Annotated in this window: 20 protein-coding genes; 8 read left to right on the plus strand and 12 right to left on the minus strand. The window is 65.3% G+C overall.

Features of this window, described 5'->3' with window-relative positions; translation table 11 throughout:
* Positions 1-103 precede the first annotated feature (103 nt).
* From ACPPVV_RS16805 to ACPPVV_RS16835, 7 genes are all read left to right on the plus strand, one after another.
* Positions 104-1,462 (plus strand): LysM peptidoglycan-binding domain-containing protein, encoded by a 1,359-nt coding sequence (locus tag ACPPVV_RS16805; protein WP_426701014.1) that lies wholly within the window; start codon positions 104-106, stop codon positions 1,460-1,462.
* Positions 1,463-1,474: 12 nt separating this feature from the next.
* The gene (locus tag ACPPVV_RS16810; RefSeq protein ID WP_426701015.1) at positions 1,475-2,173 is read left to right on the plus strand and encodes an HAD family hydrolase; all 699 of its coding nucleotides are present in this window, start codon (positions 1,475-1,477) and stop codon (positions 2,171-2,173) included.
* An 85-nt stretch (positions 2,174-2,258) separates the two neighbouring features.
* Positions 2,259-3,638 (plus strand): leucyl aminopeptidase family protein, encoded by a 1,380-nt coding sequence (locus tag ACPPVV_RS16815; RefSeq protein ID WP_426701016.1) that lies wholly within the window; start codon positions 2,259-2,261, stop codon positions 3,636-3,638.
* 90 nt (positions 3,639-3,728) lie between these two features.
* A complete protein-coding gene (locus tag ACPPVV_RS16820; RefSeq protein ID WP_426701017.1) occupies positions 3,729-5,471 on the plus strand; it encodes a M1 family metallopeptidase in 1,743 nt (580 codons plus the stop codon).
* Between the two features lie 76 nt (positions 5,472-5,547).
* Complete coding sequence (locus ACPPVV_RS16825; protein ID WP_426701018.1) at positions 5,548-6,888, plus strand: aspartyl/asparaginyl beta-hydroxylase domain-containing protein; 1,341 nt, start codon at positions 5,548-5,550, stop codon at positions 6,886-6,888.
* Between the two features lie 183 nt (positions 6,889-7,071).
* A complete protein-coding gene (locus ACPPVV_RS16830) occupies positions 7,072-9,957 on the plus strand; it encodes a TonB-dependent receptor domain-containing protein (protein ID WP_426701019.1) in 2,886 nt (961 codons plus the stop codon).
* A gap of 110 nt (positions 9,958-10,067) precedes the next feature.
* A complete protein-coding gene (locus ACPPVV_RS16835) occupies positions 10,068-11,927 on the plus strand; it encodes a sulfotransferase (protein ID WP_426701020.1) in 1,860 nt (619 codons plus the stop codon).
* Positions 11,928-11,981: 54 nt separating this feature from the next.
* Here ACPPVV_RS16835 and ACPPVV_RS16840 read toward each other — a convergent pair whose 3' ends face one another.
* The 12 genes from ACPPVV_RS16840 to ACPPVV_RS16895 form a co-directional block, all read right to left on the minus strand.
* Complete coding sequence (locus tag ACPPVV_RS16840; protein ID WP_426701021.1) at positions 11,982-14,225, minus strand: carboxy terminal-processing peptidase; 2,244 nt, start codon at positions 14,223-14,225, stop codon at positions 11,982-11,984.
* Between the two features lie 8 nt (positions 14,226-14,233).
* A complete protein-coding gene (gene lipA / locus ACPPVV_RS16845; protein ID WP_426701022.1) occupies positions 14,234-15,244 on the minus strand; it encodes a lipoyl synthase in 1,011 nt (336 codons plus the stop codon).
* A 9-nt stretch (positions 15,245-15,253) separates the two neighbouring features.
* Positions 15,254-15,922: a lipoyl(octanoyl) transferase LipB gene (gene lipB / locus ACPPVV_RS16850; RefSeq protein WP_426701023.1), complete on the minus strand. Its 669-nt coding sequence runs from the start codon at positions 15,920-15,922 to the stop codon at positions 15,254-15,256.
* Positions 15,923-16,056: 134 nt separating this feature from the next.
* Entirely contained in the window at positions 16,057-16,347 is a 291-nt protein-coding gene (locus ACPPVV_RS16855) for a DUF493 family protein (RefSeq protein WP_426701024.1), read from the minus strand.
* Positions 16,347-17,597: a D-alanyl-D-alanine carboxypeptidase family protein gene (locus tag ACPPVV_RS16860; RefSeq protein ID WP_426701025.1), complete on the minus strand. Its 1,251-nt coding sequence runs from the start codon at positions 17,595-17,597 to the stop codon at positions 16,347-16,349. Before ACPPVV_RS16860 ends, ACPPVV_RS16855 begins: the two co-directional genes overlap by 1 nt.
* A 75-nt stretch (positions 17,598-17,672) precedes the next feature.
* The gene (locus ACPPVV_RS16865) at positions 17,673-18,590 is read right to left on the minus strand and encodes a septal ring lytic transglycosylase RlpA family protein (RefSeq protein WP_426701026.1); all 918 of its coding nucleotides are present in this window, start codon (positions 18,588-18,590) and stop codon (positions 17,673-17,675) included.
* A complete protein-coding gene (mltB, locus tag ACPPVV_RS16870; protein WP_426701027.1) occupies positions 18,587-19,597 on the minus strand; it encodes a lytic murein transglycosylase B in 1,011 nt (336 codons plus the stop codon). The genes ACPPVV_RS16865 and mltB overlap by 4 nt, the downstream gene beginning before the upstream one ends.
* 95 nt (positions 19,598-19,692) lie before the next feature.
* Entirely contained in the window at positions 19,693-20,808 is a 1,116-nt protein-coding gene (rodA, locus tag ACPPVV_RS16875; RefSeq protein WP_426701028.1) for a rod shape-determining protein RodA, read from the minus strand.
* On the minus strand, positions 20,805-22,835 hold the full coding sequence (gene mrdA / locus ACPPVV_RS16880; protein WP_426701029.1) for a penicillin-binding protein 2: 2,031 nt from the start codon (positions 22,833-22,835) through the stop codon (positions 20,805-20,807). Before mrdA ends, rodA begins: the two co-directional genes overlap by 4 nt.
* A 16-nt stretch (positions 22,836-22,851) precedes the next feature.
* Complete coding sequence (gene mreD / locus ACPPVV_RS16885; protein ID WP_426701030.1) at positions 22,852-23,337, minus strand: rod shape-determining protein MreD; 486 nt, start codon at positions 23,335-23,337, stop codon at positions 22,852-22,854.
* Positions 23,334-24,293: a rod shape-determining protein MreC gene (gene mreC / locus ACPPVV_RS16890; protein WP_426701031.1), complete on the minus strand. Its 960-nt coding sequence runs from the start codon at positions 24,291-24,293 to the stop codon at positions 23,334-23,336. Before mreC ends, mreD begins: the two co-directional genes overlap by 4 nt.
* A 219-nt stretch (positions 24,294-24,512) precedes the next feature.
* On the minus strand, positions 24,513-25,559 hold the full coding sequence (locus ACPPVV_RS16895) for a rod shape-determining protein (RefSeq protein WP_056391419.1): 1,047 nt from the start codon (positions 25,557-25,559) through the stop codon (positions 24,513-24,515).
* A gap of 276 nt (positions 25,560-25,835) precedes the next feature.
* Here ACPPVV_RS16895 and ACPPVV_RS16900 point away from each other — a divergent pair, with 276 nt between their 5' ends.
* On the plus strand, positions 25,836-26,771 hold the full coding sequence (locus tag ACPPVV_RS16900; protein ID WP_426701032.1) for a carbohydrate kinase family protein: 936 nt from the start codon (positions 25,836-25,838) through the stop codon (positions 26,769-26,771).
* The last annotated feature ends 30 nt before the right edge of the window (positions 26,772-26,801 follow it).

Below are 26,801 nucleotides of genomic sequence, written 5' to 3' on the forward strand. Positions count from 1 at the left end.
TAAGGCCGATGAAATATCTGTCGCTCGTTCAGCCATGCGCGCCCGCAAGGCCGCATACTCGCGCCTATCACTACATCCAATCATGCCGGGGCTCCTCACCACCATGTCCGTCCGCCTTACCCGCCTGCTCTGTGTCGCCCTGATCGGGGCCTGCCTCGTCACCCCTGCGCTCGCCAAGACACACACCACCAAGCATCACGCCAAGAGCGCCGCCAAGAGCAATGTGCCCAAGGGCCCTACCCTGATCTGGCGCGGCGACGTCGCCACCGCCAACGGTGTCGTCAACGAGGTGGCAAACGCATGGGAGAAGACCGGCCACGGGCATATCGAGTTGCAGCCGTTCAACACGGCCTCGGGCATCGACGCGGTCGCCAACGGCAGCGCGGACCTGGCCGGTAGCGCACGTCCCGCCGACAACAGCGCGCAGAACGCGCAGCTCACGTTCACCCCGGTGGCGTGGGACGGGCTGGTGATCATCACCCAGGCGTCCAACCCGGTCAGCAACCTCACGCTGAAGCAGGTGCACGACATCTACTACGGCAAGATCCACAACTGGAGCGAAGTCGGCGGCAACAATGCGCCGATCGACGTCTACGCCGTGGCCAGCCCCGGCGACGGCGTGGAATACAGCCTGCGCACCCTGCTGTTCGGCCGCGGCAACCAGCCGGTGGCGGCGCCGCGCCTGTACGTCAACACGCGCAAGCTGGAAGAAGGCATCGCGCTCAATCCGAACGGCCTGGGCGTGGCCACGCTCGCCGGCATCAGCGGCAACTCCAAGGTCAAGGCGATTCCGGTCAACGGCAAGCCGGCGACCGTCGCCAACATCGCCGATGGCAGCTATCCGCTGTTCATCCCGCTCTATCTGGTGACCAACCCGAGCAGTCCGAAGGCGGCCGAAGCGCAGGCCTTCGTCGACTTCCTGTCGACCGAACCGGCCAAGGCCGCGTTGCGCATGCATGCGGTGCTGCCGTATCAGGACGGCAGCGCGCTGACATCGATGGATGGCGCGCGTCGCAGCCGCATCCTGGCCGAGGTCGGCGCCCACGCCAGCAAGATCACGCCGGTGTCGGCACCGGGGGCGACCTATGCGTCCCGCGTCGCCGTGGCGCCCACCTCGGCCGATACGCAGGCGGCCAAGGTCGCACTGGAAAACCGTCGAGCCGCCGATGCGGACACGGCGCGGTTGAATCGCGTCGCCGGCAGCGTCAGCGACGTCACCGTCAGCAGCGTGGGTCACGCCAACGGTTCGGCCACCACAGTCGGCCAAAGCAACGGCAAGGATTTCGGCAAGGTCACCGCGGACGCCAGCCAGACCTCGACCACCTACAAGGTGATCAAGGGCGACACGCTGTCGTCGATCGCCAAGCGACATGCCGTCGAAGTCGCCAAGCTGCGTGAGTGGAATCATTTGAAGGGTGACCAGCTCAAGCTCGGCCAGGTGCTGCGCGTCAGCAACCGCTGAGTCGGTCCCGCGGTGCAGATACTCGCGCTGACGCTGGACCTGGATGACACGCTGTGGCCCGTGCTGCCGGCGCTGGAGCGGGCCGATCAGGCGGTCGATGCGTGGTTGCAACAGCATCATCCCGACGTGGCACGTGCATGGCCCATCGCGGCCATGCGCAAACTGCGTGCCCAGGTTGCCGCCGAACGGCTCGACCTGGCGCACGATTTCACCACCCAGCGTCAACTCACCCTGCAGCAGGCGTTTGCCGCCTGCAACATCGACCTCGCGCCGATCGATGTACTCTGGGAAGTCTATTTCGCCGCGCGCAACAGCGTGGGGCTGTATCCGGACAGCCTGCCCGCGCTGCAGCGGATCACCGCACGCTGGCCGCTGGCCAGCCTGACCAATGGCAACGCCGACCTGCAGCGGATCGGCATCCACACGCATTTCGCGCATCACATCTGCGCCCGCGACAGCGGCGTGGCGAAGCCCGATCCGCGGATTTTCCTGGCCGCCGCCGACCGTCTTGGCGTAGCGCCCGGACACATCCTGCACGTGGGCGACGATCCGGAAATGGACATGGTCGGTGCCCGCGATGCCGGCCTGCGCACGGCGTGGATCAATCGCGATGGCCAGTCATGGCCGACCGTACTGGGATCACCACCCGACCTGGATTTGCGCGACATGACCGCGCTGGCCGACTGGCTCGAGGCGCAGACACCCACGTAGGCAGGCACGGCCAATGCGCGCATCATTGGCGATTACCGTCAGGCGGCCGACCTGTATCGCGCCACCGCAAGCACGAAGGAATTCCATGTCAGCCCTGATCGAACGCCAGCCCGGCACGCGCCCCAGCATCGCCATCGAGACCACCGACGCCGCGCACTTCGCCGCGACCCGGCGCCGGCTCACGGCAGCGCAGCGGCGCTGGCTGACCGACAACGGCTTCGAGGCCGCCGCGGGCAGCGTGGCCTTGCTGAGCGATGCGGCCGGCAAGCTGGTGCGCGTGCTGGTCGGCGTCGATCCGCGTGATCCACTGACGGCACTGGCCGCGCTGCCGTGCAGCCTGCCCGAGACGAATTACCACCTCGCCGCCGAGGGCGTGCTGGACGATCCGGCGCAAGCCGTGCTCGGCTGGGCGCTGGGTGCCTATCAGTTCAACCGCTACCGTCAGCCGAAACGCGCGCCGGCCCGACTCGTCGTGGCCGCGGCCGAGCTGCAGCAGGTGGCGCCGCTGATCGAGGCCACCACGCTGGTGCGCGACCTGGTCAACACGCCGACCGAGGACATGGGGCCCGAGCACCTCGCCGAGGCCATCCGGAAACTCGGCAAGACACACAAGGCGAAGGTGCGCGACTGGGTCGGCGACGAGCTGCTCGATGCCAACTTTCCGACCATCCACGCCGTCGGCCGCGCCAGCCATCGCGAGCCGCGCCTGATCGAACTGAGCTGGGGCAAGCGCGAGCATCCCAGGCTCGTCGTGATCGGCAAGGGCGTGTGCTTCGACACTGGCGGGCTGGACCTGAAATCCAGCGACGGCATGCGTTGGATGAAAAAGGACATGGGCGGCGCCGCGCACGCGATCGCGCTGGTCGGGCTGATCATGCAGGCGAAGCTGCCGGTGCGACTGACCCTGCTGATTCCGGCGGTGGAGAATTCGGTGAGCGGCAATGCGATGCGCCCGGGCGAGGTGATCACCACCCGCGCCGGCCATGCGGTCGAGATCGACAACACCGACGCCGAGGGTCGCTTGGTTCTGTGCGACGCACTGGCCTACGGTGCCGAGCAGCAGCCCGACCTGATGCTCGACTTCGCCACTCTCACCGGCGCCGCCCGCGTGGCGCTGGGACCGGACCTGCCGGCCCTGTTCGCCAACGACGATGTCGCGGCCGCCGGTTTGCTGGCGGCTGGCCGCACGGTCAACGATCCGCTGTGGCAGTTGCCATTGTGGCGGCCGTACCGGCGCATGCTCGATTCGTACCTGGCCGACTTCGCCAACGCCGGCCCCTCGCGTCATGCCGGGGCGATCACCGCGGCGCTGTACTTGGAGCGCTTCGTGCCGGACAGCACGCCGTGGCTGCACCTGGACACCTACGCCTGGAACGACGCCGATCGACCCGGCCGGCCGCGCGGTGGCGAAGCGATGGGCGTGCGTGCGATGTTCGCGTTCCTGCAGCAGCGCTACGGCGGCTGAGTACGGCCGTCGCGGAGGCATGACTTCTGGCGTTGTCGCGGCGGCGGAAAACGCTGCATGCTGACGGATTCCATCCGTCGGAGGCACCCCATGCATTCCCGCCTGCACCTGCTCGCCATCAGCGTGGCGCTCGGCCTCACCGCCTGCACCAGCGTACCGGTCGCCAAGACCAGCCAGCCCGCACTGACAACGCAGACGCTGTCCTCCGGCGGCGTGATGCCGGCCGAGCAGAAGCGCGTGCACTTCGACCACGCCGAACTGCATTTCAGCGTCGATCCCGCCAAGCAGAGCATCGACGCCAGCGCCACGTTGAGCTTCACCGCGAAGTCCGCCACCGACACGCTGCTGCTGGACCTGGATCGCAACCTGCCGATCAGCGCCATCGCCCTGGACGGCCAGCCACTCGCCGCCAGCGCCTGGAGCAATCCGGATGGCCGCCTGCGCATCCAGCTGCCCGCACCGCTGAACGCGGGCGGCAAGGTCAGCGTGACCGTGCGTTACGGCGGCAAGCCGCACGTGGCGAAACACGCGCCGTGGGACGGCGGCTTCGTATGGAGCCACACCGCCGATGGACAACCGTGGGTGGCCAGCGCGGTGGAGGGCGAAGGTTGCGACCTGTTCTGGCCATGCATCGACCAGCCGCAGGGCGAACCCGACCTGGTCGACACCTACATCACGGTGCCGAAGACGCTCGCCGCCCCCGGCAACGGCGTGTTGATCGGAATCACCGATGAAGGCGACAAGCACACCTACCACTGGCGCACGAAGCATCCGGACACCTACGCGATCTCGATCAACGTCGGCCCGTTCAAGCTGCTGAAAGGCAACTACGCCAGCCGTTACGGCAACAGCATCCCCATGGAGCTGTGGTATCTGCCCGTGCACGAAGCCGGCGCCAAGGCGCTGTTCGGCGAGTTTCGGCGCATGCTGGATTTCTTCGAGCAGGAGATCGGCCCTTATCCCTTCGGCGACGAAAAGATGGGTGTGGTGGAAACGCCGCACCTGGGCATGGAACACCAGACCATCAACGCCTATGGCAACGGCTATCCGAAGAGCGAGTTCGGCTTCGACTGGCTGCTGCAACACGAGTTTTCGCACGAATGGTTCGGCAACCAGGTAACCAACACCGACTGGGATGACATGTGGCTGCACGAAGGCTTCGGCACCTACATGCAACCGCTGTATGGCCAGTACCTGCATGGCGACATGGATTACTTCACCATGCTGCACACCGAACGCATGTCGCTGAAGAACGAGTTTCCGATCGTTTCCGGCCACAGCAAAGACGAGCATGACGTGTATGACGAAGGTCGCGGCCCGGCCAACGACATCTACTACAAGGGCTCGTTGATGCTGCACACGCTGCGGCAGCTGATCGGCGACAAGGACTTCTTCGAGAGTACCCGCCGGCTGGTGTATGGACGTCCGGATCCCAAGCCGGGCAATTTCAGCCCGCGCTATGCAAGCACACGCGACTACATCGACATCGTCAACAAGGTCACCGGCCGCGACTTGAACTGGTTCTTCAACGTGTATCTCTACGACGCCGCCTTGCCGACACTGGAAGAACAGCACGACGGCGACACGCTGAAGCTGCATTGGGTCACCGAACACGGCAAGCCGTTCCCGATGCCGATCGAGGTGCAGGTAGGCGATACCGTGCACAAGCTGGCCATGAGCAATGGCAGCGGCCAGCTGAAGGTGCCGGCCGGCAGCCTGCTGATCGTCGACCCGCGCTCGAAGGTGTTGCGCGCCGAACCTTACCTGGTGGAATACCGGGAGTGGATGAAGCAGCAACGTGCGGCCAAGGCGGCAAAGGCGGCAAAGAAATAGTCGCGGCGAAAACTGCCGCTGGCGCTTGTCCGGCGTTCCCATGATCATCGGGAAGGTTCCATAGCGAAGCTTCCCGATGAACAAGCCGCCGCATGCCACCTCCGAGAGCTGCCGCGAGCAGGCGCGCTTCGCGTGGCAGCGTGGCGACCTGGCGGCAGCCGAGCTGGCCTTCCTGCGTCTGCTGGAAGAGTTGCCCGGCGATGCCGAGGCATTGCAGTTCCTGGCCACTCGCTCATGGGAACGGGGCGATGCTCCGCGTGCGATCGAGCTGTTGCTGGCGGCACACCGCGCGCAACCGCAGGACGCGGGCGTCCTGCATCGGCTGGGCGAAATACAGATGCTGGCTGGCGAGCTGCAGGCGGCCATCGGCAACTTGCGCAAGGCCCTGCAGATCGCACCCGGCATGTTCGTGGCCGGACTGCGCCTGGGCGTCGCACTCGAACAGCAGGGCAGCCGGCATGAGGCGATGCTGGCCTACCTCGGCGCGATCGACACGGCTCAGGCGCAGGGCCGCTGGCTCAGCGACGACACCACCGCGCCAGGCCTGCGCGAGGCGGTAAAGCACGCCACGCGGTTCGTGGCAGCCGGTCGACGCGAACTGTTCGACGCGATCATCGAGCCGTTGCGAGAGCGTTACGGACGATCGGAGCTGACCCGTGTGGACCAGTGTCTGGCCATCTATCTCGGTGAGCAGACGGCGGCACCGCCCGACTCGCGGCAGCGACCGACATTCCTGTATTTCCCGGGCATTCCGAGCCAGGCCTTTTACCCGCGCGAGCGTTTTCCGGCGCATGCGCGACTGGAGGCAGCGGTCGATGTGATCGGCGAGGAACTGCGCGCCGTGCTGGCGCAAGCGCAGGACGAGCTGGTGCCATTCCTGGGCGCCCCTTCGAGCTCGGCCGTGGCGGCCGAGCTACTGAGTGCGTCCGGTCCGCAGCAGGCCGCGTGGGACGCGTTTTTCTTCCATCGACATGGCGTGCGCCACGACGCGTCATGTGCGCGTTGTCCGCGCACCAGCGCGCTGCTGGACTCGCTGCCGCTGGTGCGGATTCGCGAGCACGCGCCGGAAACGCTGTATTCCGTGTTACGCCCCGGCACGCATATCCTGCCGCACCGCGGCGTCACCAATACGCGCCTGGTCACCCATCTTCCGCTGATCGTGCCCCCGGACTGCGCCTTGCGCGTGGGTGGCGAAACCCATGTGTGGCAGGAAGGCCGTTGCGTCACCTTCGATGACACCTTCGAACACGAAGCGTGGAACCGCAGTGGGCACGACCGCGTGGTGTTGATCCTGGACAGTTGGAATCCCGATCTCAGCGAAGCAGAACAGAGGGCGGTGACCGATCTGGTCGGCGCCATCGGCGACTTCAACCGTGCCGCCGAAACGGCGAGGCCACTGCCTTCGGGAAACGGCTGATCGGGATGGCCTGATGGATGGCCGGACGGTTTGGGGCCGCTATGCGCGGAAACAATTCTGGGAGTAATCTTCAGGCCGTTGCACAACGCTGGCGAAGGACGCCTCGTCGCGCAATGTGAACCCGGGGGGGGACTCGACAAAGTCGAAGGCTGGGAACGGATACCAATCCACTGGGGAGACCACATGAACCACGGCATGAATCATCTGTCACTGGCGGTGCGCCTGGCCCTGACTGCGGGCATTTTCACGGCCGCGGGCATAGCCCAGGCACAGACCCAGACACCACCAACCGATACCTCGTCATCGTCCGACCAGAACACGCCGCCGTCCAAGAACAAGGCCAAGACCTTGCAGTCGGTCGTGGTGACCGGTTCGCTGATCCGCCGGGTGGATGTCGAGACGGCCAGCCCGGTGGTAACACTGGATCGCGCGACGATCAGCAACTCCGGCAAACCGGTGCTCGGCGATGTACTGCAGCAGATGCCGAGCATCTCCGGCAATGCCACCAACCCGCAGAACAACAGCAACGGTGGCGGTGTCGCCAGTCCGCTGCTGGAAGGCGGCGATGGTGCCTCACGCGTCTCGTTGCGCGGCCTGGGGATCAATCGCACCCTGGTGCTGGTCAACGGCCAGCGCATGGCCAACCCCGATCTCAACCTGATTCCCCCGGAGATGATCGAACGGGTCGACGTGCTGGCCGAGGGTGCCTCCACGGTGTACGGCTCGGACGCCATCGGCGGCGTCGTCAATTTCATCCTGCGCAAGGACTTCCAGGGCGCCCAGGTCAGCCTGAACGACGGCATCTCCAGCCATGGCGACGCCCAGCGGCATGGCTTCAACCTGACGGCCGGCGCGACCGGTGACAGGTTCAGCATTGCCGGCGGCCTCGATTACAACAAGTACGACGCAGTGCTTGGCCGCAGGCGCAGCTTTTCCAAACAACAGCTGTATCTCTCCAGCGGTTCGGTGGTGGCAGCCGGCTCCAGTTCCATTCCGACCGGACGCATCCAGCTGCCCGCCGCGATCGCCGGCCAGTACGGCTGCGATATCAACACGAGCGGCACCGCCGACGTCACCCTGGCACAGGGTAACGGCTCGGCGCAGGGCGACTACCGCTGCCGGCTCGGTTCGGACACCTACAACTACGCCGCACTCAACTACATCCAGACCGCGCAGAAGCGTACCAACGGCTTCGTGCTAGGCAGCTTCGACTTCACCGACAGCCTCACCGGCTTTGTCGATGCGTTCTACAACCACACGGTGTCCAGCGGACAGGATGCGCCGTCACCCGTCGGCACCGGCGACGGCCTGATCATCTCGGCCGACAATCCGATCAATCCGTTTGGCGTCACCTTCAGCCAGAGTCCGATCGCGGGCGATCCGAACAGCGGTTACAGCTTCCAGACCCGCCTCACCGGTGCCGGCACGCGCGTGCACAGCTACAAGACCGACACCGGCCAGATCAATGCGGGACTGCGCGGCAACTTCGGCCAGGACAGCAGCTGGATCTGGGATGCGTCGGTCAACTACAGCCATACCCAGCGCGAGCAGCGTGATACCAACGAGGTCGACATTCCGGCGTTGCAGGCTTCCGTCGACAATGGCGCGAACATCTTCAACCAGGCCGACCCGAGTGTCGGCGAGCAGTTGCGCGGTGGCGTGAAGTCACCGCTCTATGTCTTTACCCAAGCGACCAAACAGGCTCAGATCGATGCCAGCGGCGAGCTGGGGGATTTGCCCGGCGGTCCCATGCAGCTGTCCGTCGGCGCCTTGTACCGCAAGCAGACCATGAACTACACGGTGAGCTCGTTCGCCGTGCTCGATCCGGTGACCACCACCTGCGGGATCCTGCAGGAAGCTTGCGGTTCACCCGCTCGCGGCGACCTGAACGTCAAGGAGGTTTACGCCGAAACGCTGATTCCGCTGCTGTCCGAGTTGCCATGGGTACATGCGCTGAACCTCGACATCGGCATCCGCAGTTCCAACTACAGCACCACCGGCACCACCACCAACGGCAAGATCGCGCTCGAGTGGCGCCCCAGCACCGACCTGCTGCTGCGTGGCACGATCTCCCAGGTGTTCCGTTCCCCGAATCTCGATGAGCTCTACGACGGCCGCACCCTGGTCCAGCCGAACCTCAACGACCCGTGCGTCGGGCGCACGGCGGCCGAGCTGGCGCAACATGCGGCAGCGTGCCAGTCCGTTCCGGTGAACTGGGGCGGCAACTCGCCCGCACAGGTCAACACGTTCTACTCCGGCGCCGCCACGGTAGGTGCGACGCTGAAACCCGAGAAGGGCAAGTCCATCGACCTCGGACTGGTCTACGACCCGGACTGGTTGCCCGGCCTCTCGACCAGCGTCGACTTCTGGCACATCTACCTGTCCGATACGTTGACGGCGATCCAGGCCGATACGGTGGTGAACGCCTGCTTCAACGACAACGCCAACCCGTACTGCTCGTTCATCCAGCGTCAGGGCACCAACAGCAGGACGCCTGGCCAGGTGTTCCTGATCAACACCCCCGTGGTCAACCTGGGCAACCTGAATACCACCGGCATCGACTACACGCTGCGTTACAAGGTCCCGCATTTCAACCTGGGCAGCAGCGACCCGGGCAACTTCCGCGCCGGCCTGAGCACCAGCTACACGTCGAGCTACAAAATCAATGCCACCCCCGGCGAGCCGGGCGCGAAAGCCGTCAATTACGCCGGTACCTATACGCCGCAGTTCGGCAACATCTCGCGCTGGCGCGGCACGGTGACGCTCAACTGGGAGAAGGGCAACTGGAACGCCCAGTGGCAGTCGCGTTACATCAACAAGCTGACCGCACTGAATGCCGACGCCGTCTTCGCCGGGGTAAACATCCCGATGGCGTCGGTGACCTATCACTCGATCCAGCTCGGCTATGCGGTGCCATCGATCCACACCCGCTTCGATATCGGCGTGGACAACCTCAGCAACAAGCTGCCGCCACTGATCTACCAGAATGGCGCGAACTACAACGTGGATACCGCCACGTACGACGTGCTCGGCCGCTACTACTGGGCGCGCGCGACGGTAAAGTTCTGACGTCCTGAAGCAGCTGGCGAGCTCCGGAAGTCCGGAGCGAGTCCCAGGAGGGCCGCGAAGATTCGCGGCCCTCTTGCATAATGCGTTCTGGGAGACGACCGGGAGGAGGCATGTCCACTGCGACGGATCTGGCCAGGGCAATGGCCGACGCCTGGAACGCCGGCGAGCCGGAACGGGTCATCGCCCTCGCCGGCACAGCCATGGTGTCGTCGGGTGAGGACGAAGGCGTGTTGTTGCTGCTCGGGCTGGCCCAGCAGGCGACTGGCCGGCTGCAGCAGGCCGCGACGACGTTGCGGCAACTGGCACGGTTGCGACCGGATGTTTCCGCACACTGGAACAACCTTGCCGTGGTCTGCCGCGAGGCAGGTGACCTGGCGGCAGCCGAACAGGCATGGATGACGGCGCTGTCGCTGGCTCCGGACGATGCCGAAGTGCACTACAACCTCGGCTTGCTCTACACGCAGCAGCGGCAATGGCTGCTGGCCAGGCAGAGCTTGCTGGATGCGGTGCAGTTGGCTCCGCATTTCATCGAGGCCCGGCTCCAGGCGGCGTATGCCTGTCACGTATGCGGCGACAACACGCAGCAGGAAGCGATGTTGAGCGGCGCCGGTGACTGGCCGCCGCAGCCGGCCGAGCAGGCGCTGGTGCTGTCGACCATGCTTTCCGTCCAGGGCCATCTGGACATCGCGCTGCACACGCTGGCCCGCGCGCAGCCATCCGCCGAACCGATGGCCGGCGCCATGCGCCTGCGCATCGCCGCGCAACGCGTCCTGCTTTACGAACGGAACAACCAGCTCGAAGCGGCACAAGCCGAACTGCAGCACTTGCCGCCTGAGGCGCTCGAGGCATTGCCGGCGCAGGCCGAACAGGCACGCGCCGATGGCTGGCGCGCGCACGCGGTGATGGCGATGCGCATGGGCGCCGCTGCCGAGGCCACGGAGCTTTACCGGCGTGCGCTGGCCAGCGCCGGCGACGACGAAAGCTGGGCCAGCGCGGCCTTTGGCCTGGGCTCAGCGCTTGACCGGCAGGGTCACTACGCCGAAGCGTGGCGGGCGTTGCAGCAAGCACATGCCACGCAACTGGAGATCGCCCGCCACGTGGTGCCGGAATTGCTGGCGACGGACAGTCGGCCGCTGCAGGTGGCCGATGGTTCCGTCGAACGCGATGGCCATGCCGACTGGGAACCGCTTGCCTCACCCGGCAGCCGGCACAGTCCGGTCTTCGTGGTCGGCTTTCCGCGCTCCGGCACCACCTTGCTGGAACAGATGCTCGACGCCCATCCGGATTTCCGATCGATGGACGAGCGGGCCCATATCCACGACCTGATCGAAGGCATGCAGCTGGTGGGCCAGCGTTATCCGGCGGATCTGGGGAAGTTGACGCAGCAGGACGCCGACCAGTTGCGTGACGTCTACCAACGCCTGGCGAGTCAGGTCGTGCCCGACCTCGGTGACCGGTGCCTGGTCGACAAGAATCCGCTCAACATGCTGTGCCTGCCGATGATCATGCGGCTGTTTCCGCACGCGCGCATCATCCTGTGCCTGCGCCACCCCTGCGACGTGCTGCTCAGCTGCAGCATGCAGCCGTTCCGTTCGCCGGCCTTCATGGTGCTGTGCTCATCGCTGCCGCGACTGGCGCAGGGCTACGCGCGGGCGTTCGAACAGTGGTATCACGATGTCGCAGTGTTCGCGCCGAACGTGCTGGAGTGGCGCTACGAATCGGTGGTCGGCCAGTTCGACGAGCAGGTCGCGCGACTGGGGCGGTTCCTCGAAACAGCGGATACCTCGGCGATGACACGCTTCGCCGAGCATGCGCGTGGCAAACGTTTCATCAGCACGCCCAGCTATGCGCAGGTTACCGAAGGCGTCCATCGCAAGGCGGTCGACCGCTGGCAGAATTACCGCGAACAGTTCGAGCCGGTGCTGCCCGTGCTGCAGCCATGGATCGAACGACTCGGCTACAGCCGATAAAAAAGGGGCGGTGCCATGCACCGCCCCCGATCGATACTCATCGCGTTTGCCGATTCAATGCTGCTGCAGCACTCCGCTCGCCTCCGGCTGCGTGTTCACCACGCTGATGCCCGACTTGCCGCCGTACGGCAGCACTTCGCTGGCCACCTTCGGATCGGCCTTGATCATGCCGACTGCGTCGAACAGGATGTGCGCGGTCTCGTTGAGCTGCACGTCCTTCGCCTTCTTGGCGTCCTTCTCCTGCTTCAGCTCGCTCTTCAGGCTGCGCTCGTTCGCATTGAGGCCATCGTCGAGGCTGCTCTGCTCGTCGCCCAGCGTGGTGTCGGTGCCATCGATGGCCTTGTGCCGGGCGCGGAAGTCGGACTGGATCGCGTCCTGCTGCTTGCGTTCCGTCTCTCGCGTGGCGAGGTTCAGCGAGATCGACGTCTTGTCGCGCATGGTCTTGTACTGCGCGAGTTCGTCGAGCATCAGTTTCCACGCCGGCGACTTGGCCGTGCGCTGATCGTGCATCTGCTTGAGCTGCGGCAGATAGGCGTTGAGGTTCGCCACCGGCTGGTAGTCGGCCGACGGAATCTGCGTCCACTTCAGCGCGTTGTCGTAGGTGGATTCACCGAAGTCCTTCTCGTCGCCGTTCTTCGGAAACTCGATGTCCGGGGTGACACCCTTCAGCTGGGTGGAACCGCCATTGATGCGGAAGAACTCCTGGATCGTCATCTTCAGTTCGCCGAGCTGCGGCTTCTCGCTGTCGCCGCCCTGCGTGAAGCGGTCAAGGTCGACCAGGTTCTGCACGGTGCCCTTGCCGAACGTCGGTTCACCGACGACGAGGCCGCGGTGATAGTCCTGGATCGCCGCGGAGAAGATCTCCGACGCCGACGCCGTGCCACGATTGACCAGCACTGCCAGCGGACCGCTCCAGGCCATGCCGGGATCGTCGTCACCCTGCGCTTCGACCTCGCCCTTGGAGTCGCGCACCTGCACTACCGGACCCTTGTCGATGAACAGCCCGGTCAGCGAATTGGCCTCGGCCAGCGAGCCACCACCGTTGTTGCGCAGATCCACCACCACGCCCTGCACGCCGGCCGTCTTGAGCTCGCCGAGCAGCTTGGCGACGTCGCGGGTGGCGCTCTTGTAGTCCTTGTCGCCGGCACTGCGCGCACCGAAGTCGGAATAGAACGTGGGCAGGTCGATCACGCCAATCTTGCGGGTGACGTCGCCGTCCTTGATATCGATGATCTTCTTCTTCGCCGCGCTCTCCTCGATGCTGACCTTCTTGCGCACCAGGCTGACGACCTCGTGCTTGCCGTCCAGGCCGGCGTCGGCGGGCAGGATCTCCAGCCGCACGGTGGTGTCCTTCTTGCCGCGGATCTGGTTGACCACGTCGTCCAGGCGCCAGCCGATCACGTCGGTCAACGGGCCGTTGTCGCCCTGGCCCACGGCCAGGATGCGGTCACCGGACTTGAGCTTGCCCGATTTGATCGCCGGACCGCCCGGCACCAGGTTGAAGATCACCGTGTAATCGTCACGCGCCTGCAGCTGGGCACCGATGCCTTCCAGCGACAGCTTCATCTGGATGTCGAAATTCTCCGCGGCGCGAGGCCCCAGGTAATCGGTGTGCGGATCGGTGGTTTCGGCGTAGGCGGTCATGAAGCTCTGGAACGCGTCCTCGCCATCGAGTTGCTTGACCCGTTCGATGTAGCTGGCATAACGCTTGTCCAGCGTCTTGCGGATCTCCGCCTCCGGCTTGCCGGCCAGTTTGAGGCGCAGCCAGTCGTTCATCGTGCGCTTGCGCCACAGGTCATCCAGCTCGGCCTGGTCCTTGGGCCAGTCGGCATCCTTGCGGTCGAACGTGTAATTTTCGTCCGCGGCAAAGTCGAAGCCCTGCTTGAGCAGACCGCGTGCGTAGGTCATGCGCTCGACCGCACGTTGTACGTACAGGTTGAACACCGAGAACGGCGCGGACATGTCCTGGTTCCAGATCGCGTCGTCGAGTTTGGTCTTGAGCGGCGCGAACTTAGCCATGTCGCCCTGGGTGAAGAACACCTTTTCGCTGTCGAGCAGCTTGAAGTACGCCGTGTAGATACGTGCGGACATCGCGTCGTCGAGCGGCTGCGCGTCGTAATGGAAGCGGGTCAGGAAGCGTGCCGACAACTGCGCGGCCTGTGCCTCCTCGGGAGTGGACTTGAGCGGCCAGCTGGCCGCCTTGCGGTTGGTGCCGGCACCAAGATCGGCCGCGGACTGCGCGCATGCGCAGGTCACGGCAAGGGCAAGCAACAGGACCAGCGCGGGACGATATTTCATGAATGCTCTCAGGCTGACTCGGTAACACCGGCTGCATGGGCCTGCAGGTCGGCGTGATAGGACGATCGCACCAGCGGTCCGGAGGCGACGTGATGGAAACCCATCGCCTCACCGGCTACGCGCAGCGCCTCGAATTCTTCGGGAGTCCAGTAACGCACCACCGGATGATGGTGCGGCGTGGGCTGCAGATACTGTCCGATGGTGATCATCTCGACGTCATGGGCGCGTAAATCGCGCATCGTCTCGAGCACCTGCTCCATCGTTTCACCCAGGCCCAGCATGATGCCGGACTTGGTCGGTACTTCCGGGTGCTGTGCCTTGAAGCGCTTGAGCAGGTCCAGCGACCACTGGTAATCGGCACCCGGACGCACTTCGCGGTACAGGTGCGGCACGGTTTCCAGATTGTGGTTGAACACGTCCGGCGGGAATTCCTTCAGCACTTCCAGCGCACGCTCCATGCGGCCCTTGCCGCGGAAATCGGGCGTGAGAATCTCGATGCGGATATTCGGGCTGGCGTGGCGCGTCGCGCGGATGCAGGCAGCGAAGTGTTCGGCGCCGCCATCACGCAGGTCGTCGCGATCGACCGAGGTGATCACCACGTACTTCAGGCGCATGTCGGCGATGGTCTCGGCCAGCCGCGCCGGCTCCAGCGGATCGGGCGCCAGCGGACGGCCATGCGCCACGTCGCAGAACGAGCAGCGGCGGGTGCATACCTCGCCGAGAATCATGAAGGTGGCGGTGCCTTTGCTGAAGCACTCGTGGATGTTCGGGCAGGATGCCTCCTCGCACACGGTGACCAGCGAATTTTCGCGCAGGCGCGCCTTCAGCTGCTGCACCGCGTTGCCCTGCGGCAGCCGTACACGGATCCACGACGGCTTGCGCAGGATCGGCACGGCGGTATCGAAACCGGCGCGATTCAGCGCGATCTTGTCGTTGCCGACCTGTTTTTCACCGGCAAGCGCACCGCTGACGACCGTAATCGGAATGATCTTGGGGGAAGATGTGGAGATTTCGCTCATGTGAAAAGCTCAGACCACCGCACGGGCAGGGAGTTCGGGTAAGAGGGGGGCAGCGGGCTCGGCGGCAAAGCCGAACTGGCGGCAGAACTCCTCCACCAGCACGTCCTCGACCGTGGCCAACTGCGACGGACCGCCCAAGTCTACCAGCTGCGTGACCGCCAAACCCTTGTAACCGCAAGGGTTGATGCGCTGAAACGGCTCCAGCTCCATGGCCACGTTGAAGGCCAGCCCGTGGAAGCTGCAACCGCGACGCACGCGCAGGCCCAGTGCAGCGACCTTGGCATCGCCCACGTAGACGCCGGGGGCGCCTTCGCGACGCGCCGCCACCAGGTTCCAGTGCGCCAGCGTGTCGATCAGCGACTGCTCGATCTTGTTGACCAGCTCACGCACGCCCACGCCGACCCGGCGCAGGTCGATCAGCGGGTAACCCACGATCTGGCCCGGCCCGTGATAGGTCACCTGGCCACCGCGATCGACCGGCACCACCGGGATGTCGCCCGGCGCCAGCACGTGCTCCATCTTGCCGGCCTGGCCCAGGGTGAACACCGGGTCGTGTTCCAGCAGCCACAGCTCGTCGGGCGTATCGGCGGTGCGGTTGTCGGTGAACGCACTCATCGCCTTCCAGGTCGTCTCGTAAGGCTGGCGACCAAGACGACGAATTTTCAGCGGCAACGACATGACGGGTGACCTTGGGGCGGGGTGTGCGCAGCGGGGTGTGCGCAGCGAACTGTGGGAGCGACTTCAGTCGCGCTGCTTCCGGTACTTGCCGAAAGGCCTGCGCGCGAGGAGTGCTTTCTGCAAAAGGCATGGATTCAAAGCGTGTACCGGATATCCGGGCTCTCGCGCAGCGCCACATGCGCTGCCTCGTATTGCTCGCGGTTCTCGCAATGGAAACTCACGGTGACCGAGACGAAATTGCCGCCGCCGGAATGCCGGTGCCGCACGCTCTCATGCAGCACATGCAGACCGGCACGCTCGAGCAGTTGCGGCACGTGGGTCGGCAGGTTGGCGCTGGCATTGCCGACCGCGGTGATCTCGAACTCACCGGGAAACTGGAAACCCTGGCCGTCCTGCTTCGCCTTGCTGAAGTCGATCGGCTGCATTACTTCGCATCCGCGCTCTTGGCCGGTGCATCGGCGGCCTTCTTGTCGCTGTGGAACCACAACAGGATGCTGTCCCACAGGCGCGAGAAGAAGCCGCCCTGCGGCGCTTCGTCCAACGCGATCAGCGGCACGCTCTGCACCGGCTGGCCGTCCAGGGTGACGCGAAGCGTGCCGACCTGCTGACCCTTCTTGAACGGCGCGATCAGCGTGGCCGGGATGTCCATGGTCGCCTTGAGCTTCTCGTATTCGCCACGCTTGACCGTGACCAACACGTTTTCGGCGACGCCGAGCGGCAGCTGATTGCTGGATCCTTTCCATAGCCGCGGCGTGGCCAGCGGCTTGCTGGCGTCGTACAGCTTGTGCGTCTCGTAGAAGCGGAAACCGTAATTGAGCAGGGCCATCGCCGAATCGGCGCGCGCCTTCTCGCTGCTGGCACCCATCACGATCGCGATCATGCGCGACTCGCCCTGCTTGGCCGATGCGGCCAGACAAAAGCCGGCGGCGGCCGTGTGGCCGGTCTTGATGCCGTCCACGCTGGGATCGCGCCACAGCAGCGTGTTGCGGTTGCCCTGCTTGATTCCGTTCCACTCGAACTGCTTGACCGCGGAGATCGCATAGTCCTCGGGGAAGTCGTGGATCAGCGCGCGCGACAGGATCGCGATGTCATGCGCCGTGGTGTAGTGGTTGGCGATCGGGTAGCCGGAGGCATTCTCGAAATTCGAATTGACCATGCCCAGTTGCTTGGCATACGCGTTCATCAGCCCGGCGAAGGCCTGCTCCGAACCGGCGGTGTGCTCGGCCAGCGCGATCGCGGCGTCGTTGCCGGACTGGATGATCATGCCGTACAGCAGATCCTTCAGCGGCACCTGGCTGTTGAGCTTCATGAAGCTGGTCGAACCATCGGTGCCGGCGCCGCCGCCGCGCCAGGCGTTCTCGCTGATGGTCACCGGATCGGTCATGTGCACCTTGCCGTTGGCCACTTCGGCGGAGACCACGTAGTCGGTCATGATCTTGGTGATCGAGGCCGGCTCCACGCGCTGGTCGGGCTCCTTGCTAGCGAGGATCTGGCCCGTGGCGTAATCCATCAGCACCCAGCTCTTGCCGTCGACGTCCGGCGGCGGCGGTACCGGCGCGTCCGGCACCACCGGACGCGGCACCGACGACGGGCGCGGCGGGGTCTGGGCAACGGCTATACCGACCAGCAACGCGGCGGCGGTGAACGGGATCAGGGTACGGCGGAGAAAATTCATCGTGTTGTTCAGTCCAGTCTCTGAATATCGGCGCTGCGCAGGCCGATGTGATGGTGAGAGGTGTGCAAACCCTGCTCAGTCTACCGCGACCTGCGGTCGCGGCAGGCCCATGGTCTCGATCCGGTTGCTGACCTGGTCAGCCCGATCGACATCGGCCAGTGGCCCGACCCGCACCCGCCGGACGCGGCGGCCGTTGATCTCGGTGTCGCTCACCTGCACCGCGCCAAGATTGGCCTGGCGCAGGCGCTGGGCCAGCCGGTCGGCGTTGTCCGTATCGGAGAATGCGCCGACCTGCAGATAGATGCCCGGATGCCCGGTTGTGACCACGGCCGGCGGCGGCAGTTCCTGCGCCGGGTGTTTGGGGTCGATCCCGCGCACCTCGACCAGGCCGGTGCCCCTGGGCCAGATGCCGATCTTCACGGCGGCGGCGTAGGACAGGTCGATCAGGCGGTTCTGGTGGAACGGACCGCGATCGTTGATGCGCACGATCACGCTCTTGCCGTTCTCCAGATTGGTGACGCGCGCGTAGCTGGGCAGCGGCAGCGTGGTGCTGGCGGCGCTGAACGCATACATGTCGTAGGTTTCCAGGCTGGACGTCTTGTAGCCGTGGAACTTGTTGCCGTAGAACGAGGCGATGCCGCGCTCGTCGTAGCCACTGGCGCTGGGCAGCACGCGGTAGGTGCGCCCGAGCACGGTATAGGGCGACTTGTTGCCGTACAGCGAATGCGGCTCGGCCTTCGGTACCGGCTCGACCAGTTTGCTGACGTCCGGCATGTCACCCGGCACGCTGTCGCTGCTGTCGCGATAACGGCTGCTCTGTGGCCGGTTGATGTCATCGCGAAAGCTGTCGGCCCGGCTGCCACCGGTGGCGATACGGCCCTGCTCGTGCCGGGCTGCGGTGTCGCCGCCGCGTGCCGATCGCGTCTTCGCGCCACCGCAGCCAGCCAGCAGCAAGGCCGCGAACAGCAAGGTCGCAAGACCAGCGCCCTTCATCGGGCGGCATCCGCCTGATCGACACCGCCGGCGATCGCACGTGCCAGCTGGTCGACTGCCATCGCGTACAACGGGCTGCGGTTATAGCGGGTGATGACGTAAAAGTTCTGGAAGGTGAACCAGTACTCGGGGCCGTTCGGACCTTCCAGCGTTTGCAGGCTGGTGAGCTCCGCCGGCGGCAACGGTTGCAGCGGCGCGTAGCCTTGCGCTTCGAGCTGCTCCAGCGGCCACCGCGGCGTGGCGTCCTTCACCGCGATCGGTTGTGCCGCGGCATCGGGCTGCGCCCGCGCCGCCACCGGGCCGCCATCGACCCAACCGTGTTTGGCGAAGTAGTTCGCCACGCTGGCAAATATGTCGGGCAACGAGTTTTGCAGATCGATGCGATGGTCCTGATCCGCATCCACCGCGAAATCGCGGATGCTGGTGGGCATGAACTGGCCCCAGCCCTGGGCACCGGCATACGAGCCGGTCAGCGTGTCGATGGGACCGGCGAGGTGGTTGTCCGGCATTTCCAGCAGCTCCTTCAGCTGCTCGCGGAAAAATTTCGCGCGCGGCGGGTAATGCAGTCCCAACGTCACCAGCGCATCGAGCACCCTGTATTTGCCGGTGTTGTGGCCGTAGCTGGTTTCCACGCCGACAATCGCCACGATGTATTGCGGCGCCACGCCGTATTGCTTGCCGATACGTTCCAGCAGCGCGCGATGCTCGCGATAGAACGCGATGCCGTCGTCGATGCGCTTGTCGGTCAGGAAGATCGGTCGGTAATCCTTCCACGGCTTGCCCTCGGCCGGACGGCTGATCGCATCGAGAATGCTCTGCTGCACCTTCGCGCCGTCGAGTAGCGCGTTCAGAGCCTGCGGACTCTTGCCGGTATCGCGCGCCACCTCGCGCACCAGCTCGGCCTGGCCGGGATGCGTCACCGCCAGCGCCGGCGTCAGCGTACCGATCCACAACATGCCAAGCAGGGCGAGCAAACAGGGCGGACGCGACGCGGGAGTGGCTGTCATGGAGAACTTCGCTGGCAGAAAAACGTTGTCGTCGAAAGCCTAACACGCACGCTGCGGCAACTTCGGGCACAACGCCGTCGCGGCGCTGGCCACGTTCAGATGTGCATCTTGCGGTTGGCATGGATCGACATCAGCACGCCGAAACCAGTCAACAGCGATACCGCCGACGTGCCGCCATAACTGATCAATGGAAGCGGCACGCCGACCACCGGCAGCATGCCGGCGATCATGCCGCCGTTGACGAAGACGTAGACGAAGAAGCTCATGCCGATCGCACCGGCGAGCAGGCGCGAGTAGGTATCGCGCGCCTCCATCGCGATCCACAGGCAACGCCCGACGATGAAGGCATACAACGCGATCAGCACACACACGCCGACCAGGCCGAACTCCTCGGAGAACACCGCGAAAATGAAATCGGTGGTGTGCTCGGGCAGGAAATCCAGGCGCGACTGCGTGCTGTGTTGCCAGCCCTTGCCGAAGATGCCACCGGAGCCCACCGCGATCTGCGACTGAATGATGTGCCAGCCGTTGCCCAGCGGATCGGATTCGGGATTGAGCAGGGTCAGCACGCGATCGCGCTGGTACTGATGCAGGAAATGCCAGCCGACCGGAACCATGCCGGCGACGGCACCGATCAGCAGGCCGATCCGCCACCACGCCATGCCGGACAGGAACAGTGCGAACGCGCCGGCCGCCGCCACCAGCAACGCGGTGCCGAGATCGGGCTGTTTTGCGATCAGTGCGGCCGGTATCGCGATCAGCAGGCCGACCACCACGATGTCTTTCCAGCTCGGCGGCAGCTGGCGCGGATGCAGATACCACGCCACCATCATCGGCATGGTCAGCTTGAGCAGTTCGGATGGCTGGAAACGCATCACGCCCAGATCCAGCCAGCGATCGGCACCGCGGCCTTCGCCGTGGATCGCCACCACCACCAGCAGCGCGGTGCTGGCCGCGTACAGCCACGGCGTCCAGCCGCGCAGCACCGACGGTGGAATGCGCGAGATCAGCAACAGCAAGGCTGCACCAAGCACGAAACGACCGGCCTGGCCGCCGACCAGGGCGATGCTGCCGTCACCGGCGCTGTAAAGCGTGATCAGGCCGATCGCAGCGAGCAGGAACAGCCCCGCCGCCAGCGGCAGGTCGATCCGCGGCCGGGTCAGGATGCGCTTCAGGAAGCGACGCAGGCGGGCATGCAGAGTTTCGATCATGGCAGCGCTCCGCTAGATGCCTGCGCCGGCAGGTCTTCGGTATCGTCTGGACGGACGCCGGGCCGGTCTGGCGTGGTCGTCCCCGATGCAGGCAACGGCGTTGCAACCGGCGCATGGCTCGGGGTCGGCAGGCGCTCGCTGTTCGCGATCACGCCACCGCGCGTGGCCAGCCAGGCATCGAAGATCTTGCGTACGATCGGTCCGGAATCCTGCGCGCCCCACGCGCCCGCTTCGAGGACAACGGCAGCAGCGATTTGCGGGTCGTCAGTCGGCGTATAGGCCTCGAACCATGCACGGTGGCGAGCGGCGAGGTAGGCGTTGTTCTTGTTGGTGTCGTAGGCACTGGAGGTACGCGAGAAGCGCTCGGCCGTGCCGCTCTTGCCCGCAATCGGATAGGGGAAACCGTCGTTCAGGCGCGCCAGCCTGCCGGTGCCGCTGACGATCACCGCGCGCATGCCCTGGTTGATCACGTTCCAGTCGGAGGCTTTTTTGATCAACGTCGGTCCGCTCGGCGGATTGGGCAGGGGTTGCGGCTGTGTTTCGGCCACGGTCTTGGTCGCCATCACCAGCCGCGGCATGTAAGGCACCCCGCGTCCGGCCAAGATGGCCAAGGCATGCCCCAGCTGCAACGGCGTCACCGCCCAGTAGCCCTGGCCGATGCCGGCGATCACGGTTTCGCCGGGAAACCAGGGTTGCCGGCTGTGCGCGGCCTTCCATTCGCGCGAGGGCAGGATACCTTCGGATTCGCCCACCAGATCGATCCCGGTCTTGCTGCCGAAACTGAAACGGCTCATCCAGCCGCTCAGCCCGTCGATGCCCATGTCCAGCGCCAGCTTGTAGAAATAGGTGTTGGTCGACTTCTCGATGGCGCGCACCATGTTCACCGTGCCGTCGCCGCCGCGGGTATCGTCGCGGTAGCAACCGCCCCGCCCCGTCGAGTTGCTGCCGCCATGTCCGGGCAGGCAGAACTGGCCGGTGGAGAGCACCGTATCCTCCGGACGGCGCAACCCCTCTTCCAGACCACCGAGGGCGAGAAACGGCTTCACCGTGGAACCGGGCGGATACACGCCACGCAATGCGCGGTTGTACAGCGGCTTGTCCGGATTGTCGGTCAGTGCGCTGTAGTCGGCCTTGCTGATGCCGTTGACGAACAGGTTGGGATCGAACGTCGGCACGCTGACCAGGGCCAGCACCTGGCCATTGCGCGGATCGATCGCCACTGCCGCGCCAGGACGCCCGTCGAACGCCGCCTCGGCCGCTTTCTGCACGCGCACGTCGATGCTCAGGTAGAGGTTCTTGCCCGGCGTCGGCGCATGCGTCTCCAGCACGCGCTGGGTGCGCCCGTCGGCGTTCACCTCCAGCAATTCGTAACCTGGCGTACCGTGCAGCACGTCTTCATAGGAGCGCTCGATGCCGCTGCGACCGACATGGCTGGTGCCCTGGTACCGGTTCGGGTCGAGCCGCTCGAGATCGTCCACATCGATGCGCCCGACATAGCCCACCACGTGCGCCAGCAATCCGCCGAGCGGGTAACGTCGGGTCAGGTAAGGCACCACGTCCACACCGGGGAAGCGCCATCGATTGACCGCGAAACGGTCGATCTCGTCCTCGGTCAGGTGCAACTTCAGGGGCACGCTGTCGAAGCGCCGGCTCTGCCTGAGCTGCTTGCGGAATGCGTCCAGGTCGTCCTTGTCCAGCGGCACCACCTGACCCAGCTGGGCCAGCAATGCCGGCATGTCCTTGATCTGCTCGGGCACCACTTCCAGGCGGAACGCCGGCACGTTGTCGGCCAGCAGCACGCCGTTGCGATCGTAGATCAGCCCGCGCGCCGGCGGGATAGCGCGCGGCTTGACCCGGTTGTTCTGCGAGCGGGTGACGAACTCGTCGTGGTGGTTCACCTGCAGGTACACGAAACGGCTGACCAACAGGCACAGGCTCAGCACGATCAACACGAAGCCGGTCAGCGCGCGCCGCCGGAACAACAGGCTTTCGCCACGCGGGTCCTTGATCGATCGCCGGAGTTTCATGTCACTGGTTCATGTTTCATTGAATCCGCAGGCGCGCGCGCAGATCGTCGAGCAGCAGGAACAGGAACGGCCACAGCGCTGCGCCCACGAACGGCGATATCCACCAGCTGGCCGGCGGCAACGAGGCGCCCGCCAGCATCCGCACGATCAGCAGCAGGATGCGGTCGTTCAATAGCAGCGCGAACACCGCCAGCGTTTGCTGCCACATCGGGAAGAAGCGCAGCCGCGAGCGGAACCGCAGCGCGATGAAAACCAGCGCACACAGACGCAGTGCCTGTTCGCCCAACACGATGCCGTTGAGCAGATCCGCCGCCAGCCCGACCGCGAAGGCCAGCCCCAGGGTGACTCGATCTTCGGACTCCAGCGACCAGTACAGCAGGAACAACGCCGGCCAGTACGGCTTGAACGGCTCCAGCACATCGGGCAAAGGCACCAGCATCGACAGCAACGCGAATACCAGTGTCCCGATGAACCACCACAGGCTGAGGCGCTGCTTGTTCACCGTGCAACCCCGCCGCTCGAGCGAGGCGTCGTTGGCTGGGTGGTGGATGGTGCGGTGGGCGCCAGATCGCTGGATGGTCCCGCCGGTTTCACCGGCGCGGGCGGACCGTCAGGCTCGGCCTGGTCGTGCAGCAGCAGCACGTCGTCGCTGCGGTCCAGGTCCGCCGCCGGCTGCGCCTGCGCCACCTGGAACATGCCGGTGGCTGCCGGCGCTATCGAACGGACGTCACCGACCGGGAAGCCGGGCGGAAAGCGCCCGCCGAGGCCGGAGGTGAGCAGCTTGTCGCCCGCACGCACGTCCGCTGCCAGCGGGATGTTGGGCAGGCTGAGCTGGTCGCCATCGCGCGAGCCGTAGGCCACCGTGCGCAGGCCGGTACGCTCGATGACCACGGGAATGGCATGCGCCGGATCGGTGATCAGCATCACCACCGAGGTTGTCGGGAGCACCTCTTTCACCTGCCCCATCACGCCGTGCGCGTCGATCACCGGCTGCCCCGCCTTGACGCCGTCGCGGGCACCCACGTTCAGGGTCAACCGATAGCGATAGGCGCCCATGTCCAGCCCGATCACCCGCGCCAGTTGCACGTTCAGATCCAGGCTGTGCTGGGTATCGAGCAGTTCCTTCAACCGCTCATTCTGCTCGGCGACGGCGGCCATGCGGTTCAATTTGGCGTTGGCCAGCAACAGGTCCTCGCGCAAACGCTGGTTCTGTTCGGTCAACCGCTGGCGATCGGCGAATGCCACGCCCATGGTGCGCACGCCGACGGCAGGCAGGCCGGCCAGCCGGTAAACCGGTTCCACGACGGCTGCTGCACCGTAACGCAAACGCCACAGCCAGCCGTTGCGGTGATCGAGCACCATCAGCACTACGGCCAGCGCGAGATAGACGATCAGCCGCAGCGTGCCGGCGGCGTTGCCGGCGAACAGGGGCGAGGACTCATCGCGCGTACGCGCCATGGCTGCTAGAGCCTGCTCATGGTCTCGCCACAGCCGCGCCGGGAGCGGTTTGCGCGCAAGCCAAGGAAGAGCGAGGGAGTGTATGTCGATACGCGACTGAGCGATGACGCCGGCATGCGCGCAAACCGCCCCGGCCCGAAGGGTTGCCGGCGTGCGGCCCCAAAGGGGCAGTTCGCCGGCAACGCGCGCTGCGGAGAGACCATGAGCAGGCTCTACCTGTTACTCAGGCGCGAAGAAGTCGCTGCCGTGCTGGTCGATCAGCTCCAGCGCCTTGCCACCACCACGTGCCACGCAGGTCAGCGGGTCGTCCGCCACCTGCACGTGCAAGCCGGTCTCCTCGGAGATCAGCCGATCCAGGTCGCGCAGCAGTGCGCCGCCGCCGGTCAGCACGATGCCGCGCTCGGCCACGTCGGAGCAGAGCTCCGGCGGGGTCTGCTCCAGCGCCGATTTCACCGCGGCCACGATGCCGGCGAGCGGCTCGTGCAGTGCCTCGAGGATCTCGTTGGAATTGATCGTGAACATCCGCGGCACGCCTTCGGCGAGGTTGCGGCCGGAGATCTCGATCTCCTTGACCTCGCTCTGCGGGAACGCACAGCCGATCTGCAGCTTGATCCGCTCGGCGGTCGATTCACCGATCAGGGTGCCGTGATTGCGCCGGACATAATTGATGATCGCCTCGTCGAAGCGGTCGCCGCCAACGCGCACCGACTGCGAGTAGACGATGCCATTGAGCGAGATCACCGCCACCTCGGAAGTGCCGCCGCCGATATCCAGCACCATCGCGCCGCGCGCCTCGTGCACCGGGATGCCGGCGCCGATCGCCGCAGCCATCGGTTCCTCGATCAGGAACACGTCACGCGCGCCGGCGCCTTCGGCCGATTCCTTGATGGCGCGGCGCTCGACCTGGGTCGAGCCGCACGGTACGCATACCAGCACGCGCGGGCTCGGCCGCAGGAAGCGCGACTTGTGCACCTGCTTGATGAAGTGCTGCAGCATCGCCTCGGTCATGGTGAAGTCGGCGATCACGCCGTCCTTCATCGGGCGCACCGTGGCAATGTTGCCCGGCGTGCGGCCCAGCATGCGCTTGGCATCGCCGCCAACCGCCGCGATCGTGCGCGGGCCACCGGGACCACGATCCTGACGAATCGCCACTACCGAGGGTTCGTTCAGCACGATGCCCTGGCCACGCACGTAAATCAGCGTATTGGCGGTGCCGAGGTCGATGGAGATGTCGTTGGAGAAGATCCCGCGAAACTTCTTGAACATGGGTCCGCCGTGGCTCGGCTTGGCTAAAAAGTAAGCTCGCCAGTCTAGTCAGCGTGACCCGCATGCGCAAGGACAATAACGTTAAGAAACTCTTCTACAACACAGCCATAAGCAAACTTCCTGTGCCTCGAAGTGAGCTGGGCGCCATCGTAAAAAGTCGCCAACAAGGACAGATGGCGGTACGATTCCAGCCTTTGGCCGACGCTGGCCGACTCGGCGTTCGGCCGACCGTGACCAGCGCAGCCTTTCACCTTTGCCCGGGGACTCCCGCACATCATGCCTGCCGTCATCTGCGGATCGCTGGCCTACGACACCATCATGGTGTTCCAGGATCAGTTCAAGAACCATATTCTTCCCGACCAGATGCACATCCTGAATGTGTCGTTCCTGGTGCCACGCATGCGCCGTGAATTCGGCGGCTGCGCCGGCAACATCGCTTACAACCTCAAGCTGCTTGGCGGCAATCCGCTGCCGGTAGCCGCCGTGGGCCAGGACTTTGCGCCGTACCGCAAACATATGGAGCAGTGCGGCATCTGTCTCGACGGTGTCCGCGTGTTCGATGACCAGTTCACGCCACAGTGCTTCATCACCACCGACCTGGACAACAACCAGATCACCGCATTTCATCCCGGTGCGATGTCCAGCGCGCAGGAAAACCATGTGCGCGACATCCCCGAGATCGACTTCGCGATCGTGGCGCCCGACGGTCGTGAGGCGATGTTGCAGCACGTCGAGGAATTCGCCGCACGCGGCGTGCCTTTCATTTTCGATCCGGGCCAGGCGATGCCGTTATTCAGCGGCGACGAATTCCGCTCGATGATCGCCAAGTCGACCTATGTCATCGTCAACGACTACGAGTCGCAACTCTTGCAGGCGCGGACCGAGTGGAGCGCGGAGCAGATCGCCGAGCAGGTGACGGCCTACATCGTGACCCAGGGGCCGCGCGGTTCGATCATCCATGTCGGCAACGAGGTTCACCAGATTCCGCCGGCGCGCGAGCGCCAGATCATCGATCCGACCGGCTGCGGCGATGCTTACCGTGCCGGCCTGATCTTCGGCATCATGCGCGGCAAGGACTGGCCGACGATCGGTCGCATGGCCTCGCTGATGGGCGCGCTGAAAGTGGAACACCCCGGCACGCAGAACCAGAGCTTCAGCTACGCCGAATTCACCGCGGAATTCCTCGACCAGTTCGGCTACGCGCTGGATTGATGGTGGTTCCCGACGGTTGTCGCAACGAGG

This window comes from Rhodanobacter sp. Col0626 (assembly GCF_049994385.1).
Lineage (GTDB): Bacteria > Pseudomonadota > Gammaproteobacteria > Xanthomonadales > Rhodanobacteraceae > Rhodanobacter.

What these genes read in the sequence shown, in the direction of transcription:
- ACPPVV_RS16805 (WP_426701014.1), top strand. Translation starts at nt 104, where the DNA reads ATGTCCGTCCGCCTTACCCGCCTGCTCTGTGTCGCCCTGATCGGGGCC.
- ACPPVV_RS16815 (WP_426701016.1), top strand. Translation starts at nt 2,259, where the DNA reads ATGTCAGCCCTGATCGAACGCCAGCCCGGCACGCGCCCCAGCATCGCC.
- ACPPVV_RS16820 (WP_426701017.1), top strand. Translation starts at nt 3,729, where the DNA reads ATGCATTCCCGCCTGCACCTGCTCGCCATCAGCGTGGCGCTCGGCCTC.
- ACPPVV_RS16825 (WP_426701018.1), top strand. Translation starts at nt 5,548, where the DNA reads ATGAACAAGCCGCCGCATGCCACCTCCGAGAGCTGCCGCGAGCAGGCG.
- ACPPVV_RS16830 (WP_426701019.1), top strand. Translation starts at nt 7,072, where the DNA reads ATGAACCACGGCATGAATCATCTGTCACTGGCGGTGCGCCTGGCCCTG.
- ACPPVV_RS16835 (WP_426701020.1), top strand. Translation starts at nt 10,068, where the DNA reads ATGTCCACTGCGACGGATCTGGCCAGGGCAATGGCCGACGCCTGGAAC.
- ACPPVV_RS16840 (WP_426701021.1), bottom strand. Translation starts at nt 14,225, where the DNA reads ATGAAATATCGTCCCGCGCTGGTCCTGTTGCTTGCCCTTGCCGTGACC.
- lipA (WP_426701022.1), bottom strand. Translation starts at nt 15,244, where the DNA reads ATGAGCGAAATCTCCACATCTTCCCCCAAGATCATTCCGATTACGGTC.
- lipB (WP_426701023.1), bottom strand. Translation starts at nt 15,922, where the DNA reads ATGTCGTTGCCGCTGAAAATTCGTCGTCTTGGTCGCCAGCCTTACGAG.
- ACPPVV_RS16855 (WP_426701024.1), bottom strand. Translation starts at nt 16,347, where the DNA reads ATGCAGCCGATCGACTTCAGCAAGGCGAAGCAGGACGGCCAGGGTTTC.
- ACPPVV_RS16860 (WP_426701025.1), bottom strand. Translation starts at nt 17,597, where the DNA reads ATGAATTTTCTCCGCCGTACCCTGATCCCGTTCACCGCCGCCGCGTTG.
- ACPPVV_RS16865 (WP_426701026.1), bottom strand. Translation starts at nt 18,590, where the DNA reads ATGAAGGGCGCTGGTCTTGCGACCTTGCTGTTCGCGGCCTTGCTGCTG.
- mltB (WP_426701027.1), bottom strand. Translation starts at nt 19,597, where the DNA reads ATGACAGCCACTCCCGCGTCGCGTCCGCCCTGTTTGCTCGCCCTGCTT.
- rodA (WP_426701028.1), bottom strand. Translation starts at nt 20,808, where the DNA reads ATGATCGAAACTCTGCATGCCCGCCTGCGTCGCTTCCTGAAGCGCATC.
- mrdA (WP_426701029.1), bottom strand. Translation starts at nt 22,835, where the DNA reads ATGAAACTCCGGCGATCGATCAAGGACCCGCGTGGCGAAAGCCTGTTG.
- mreC (WP_426701031.1), bottom strand. Translation starts at nt 24,293, where the DNA reads ATGGCGCGTACGCGCGATGAGTCCTCGCCCCTGTTCGCCGGCAACGCC.
- ACPPVV_RS16895 (WP_056391419.1), bottom strand. Translation starts at nt 25,559, where the DNA reads ATGTTCAAGAAGTTTCGCGGGATCTTCTCCAACGACATCTCCATCGAC.
- ACPPVV_RS16900 (WP_426701032.1), top strand. Translation starts at nt 25,836, where the DNA reads ATGCCTGCCGTCATCTGCGGATCGCTGGCCTACGACACCATCATGGTG.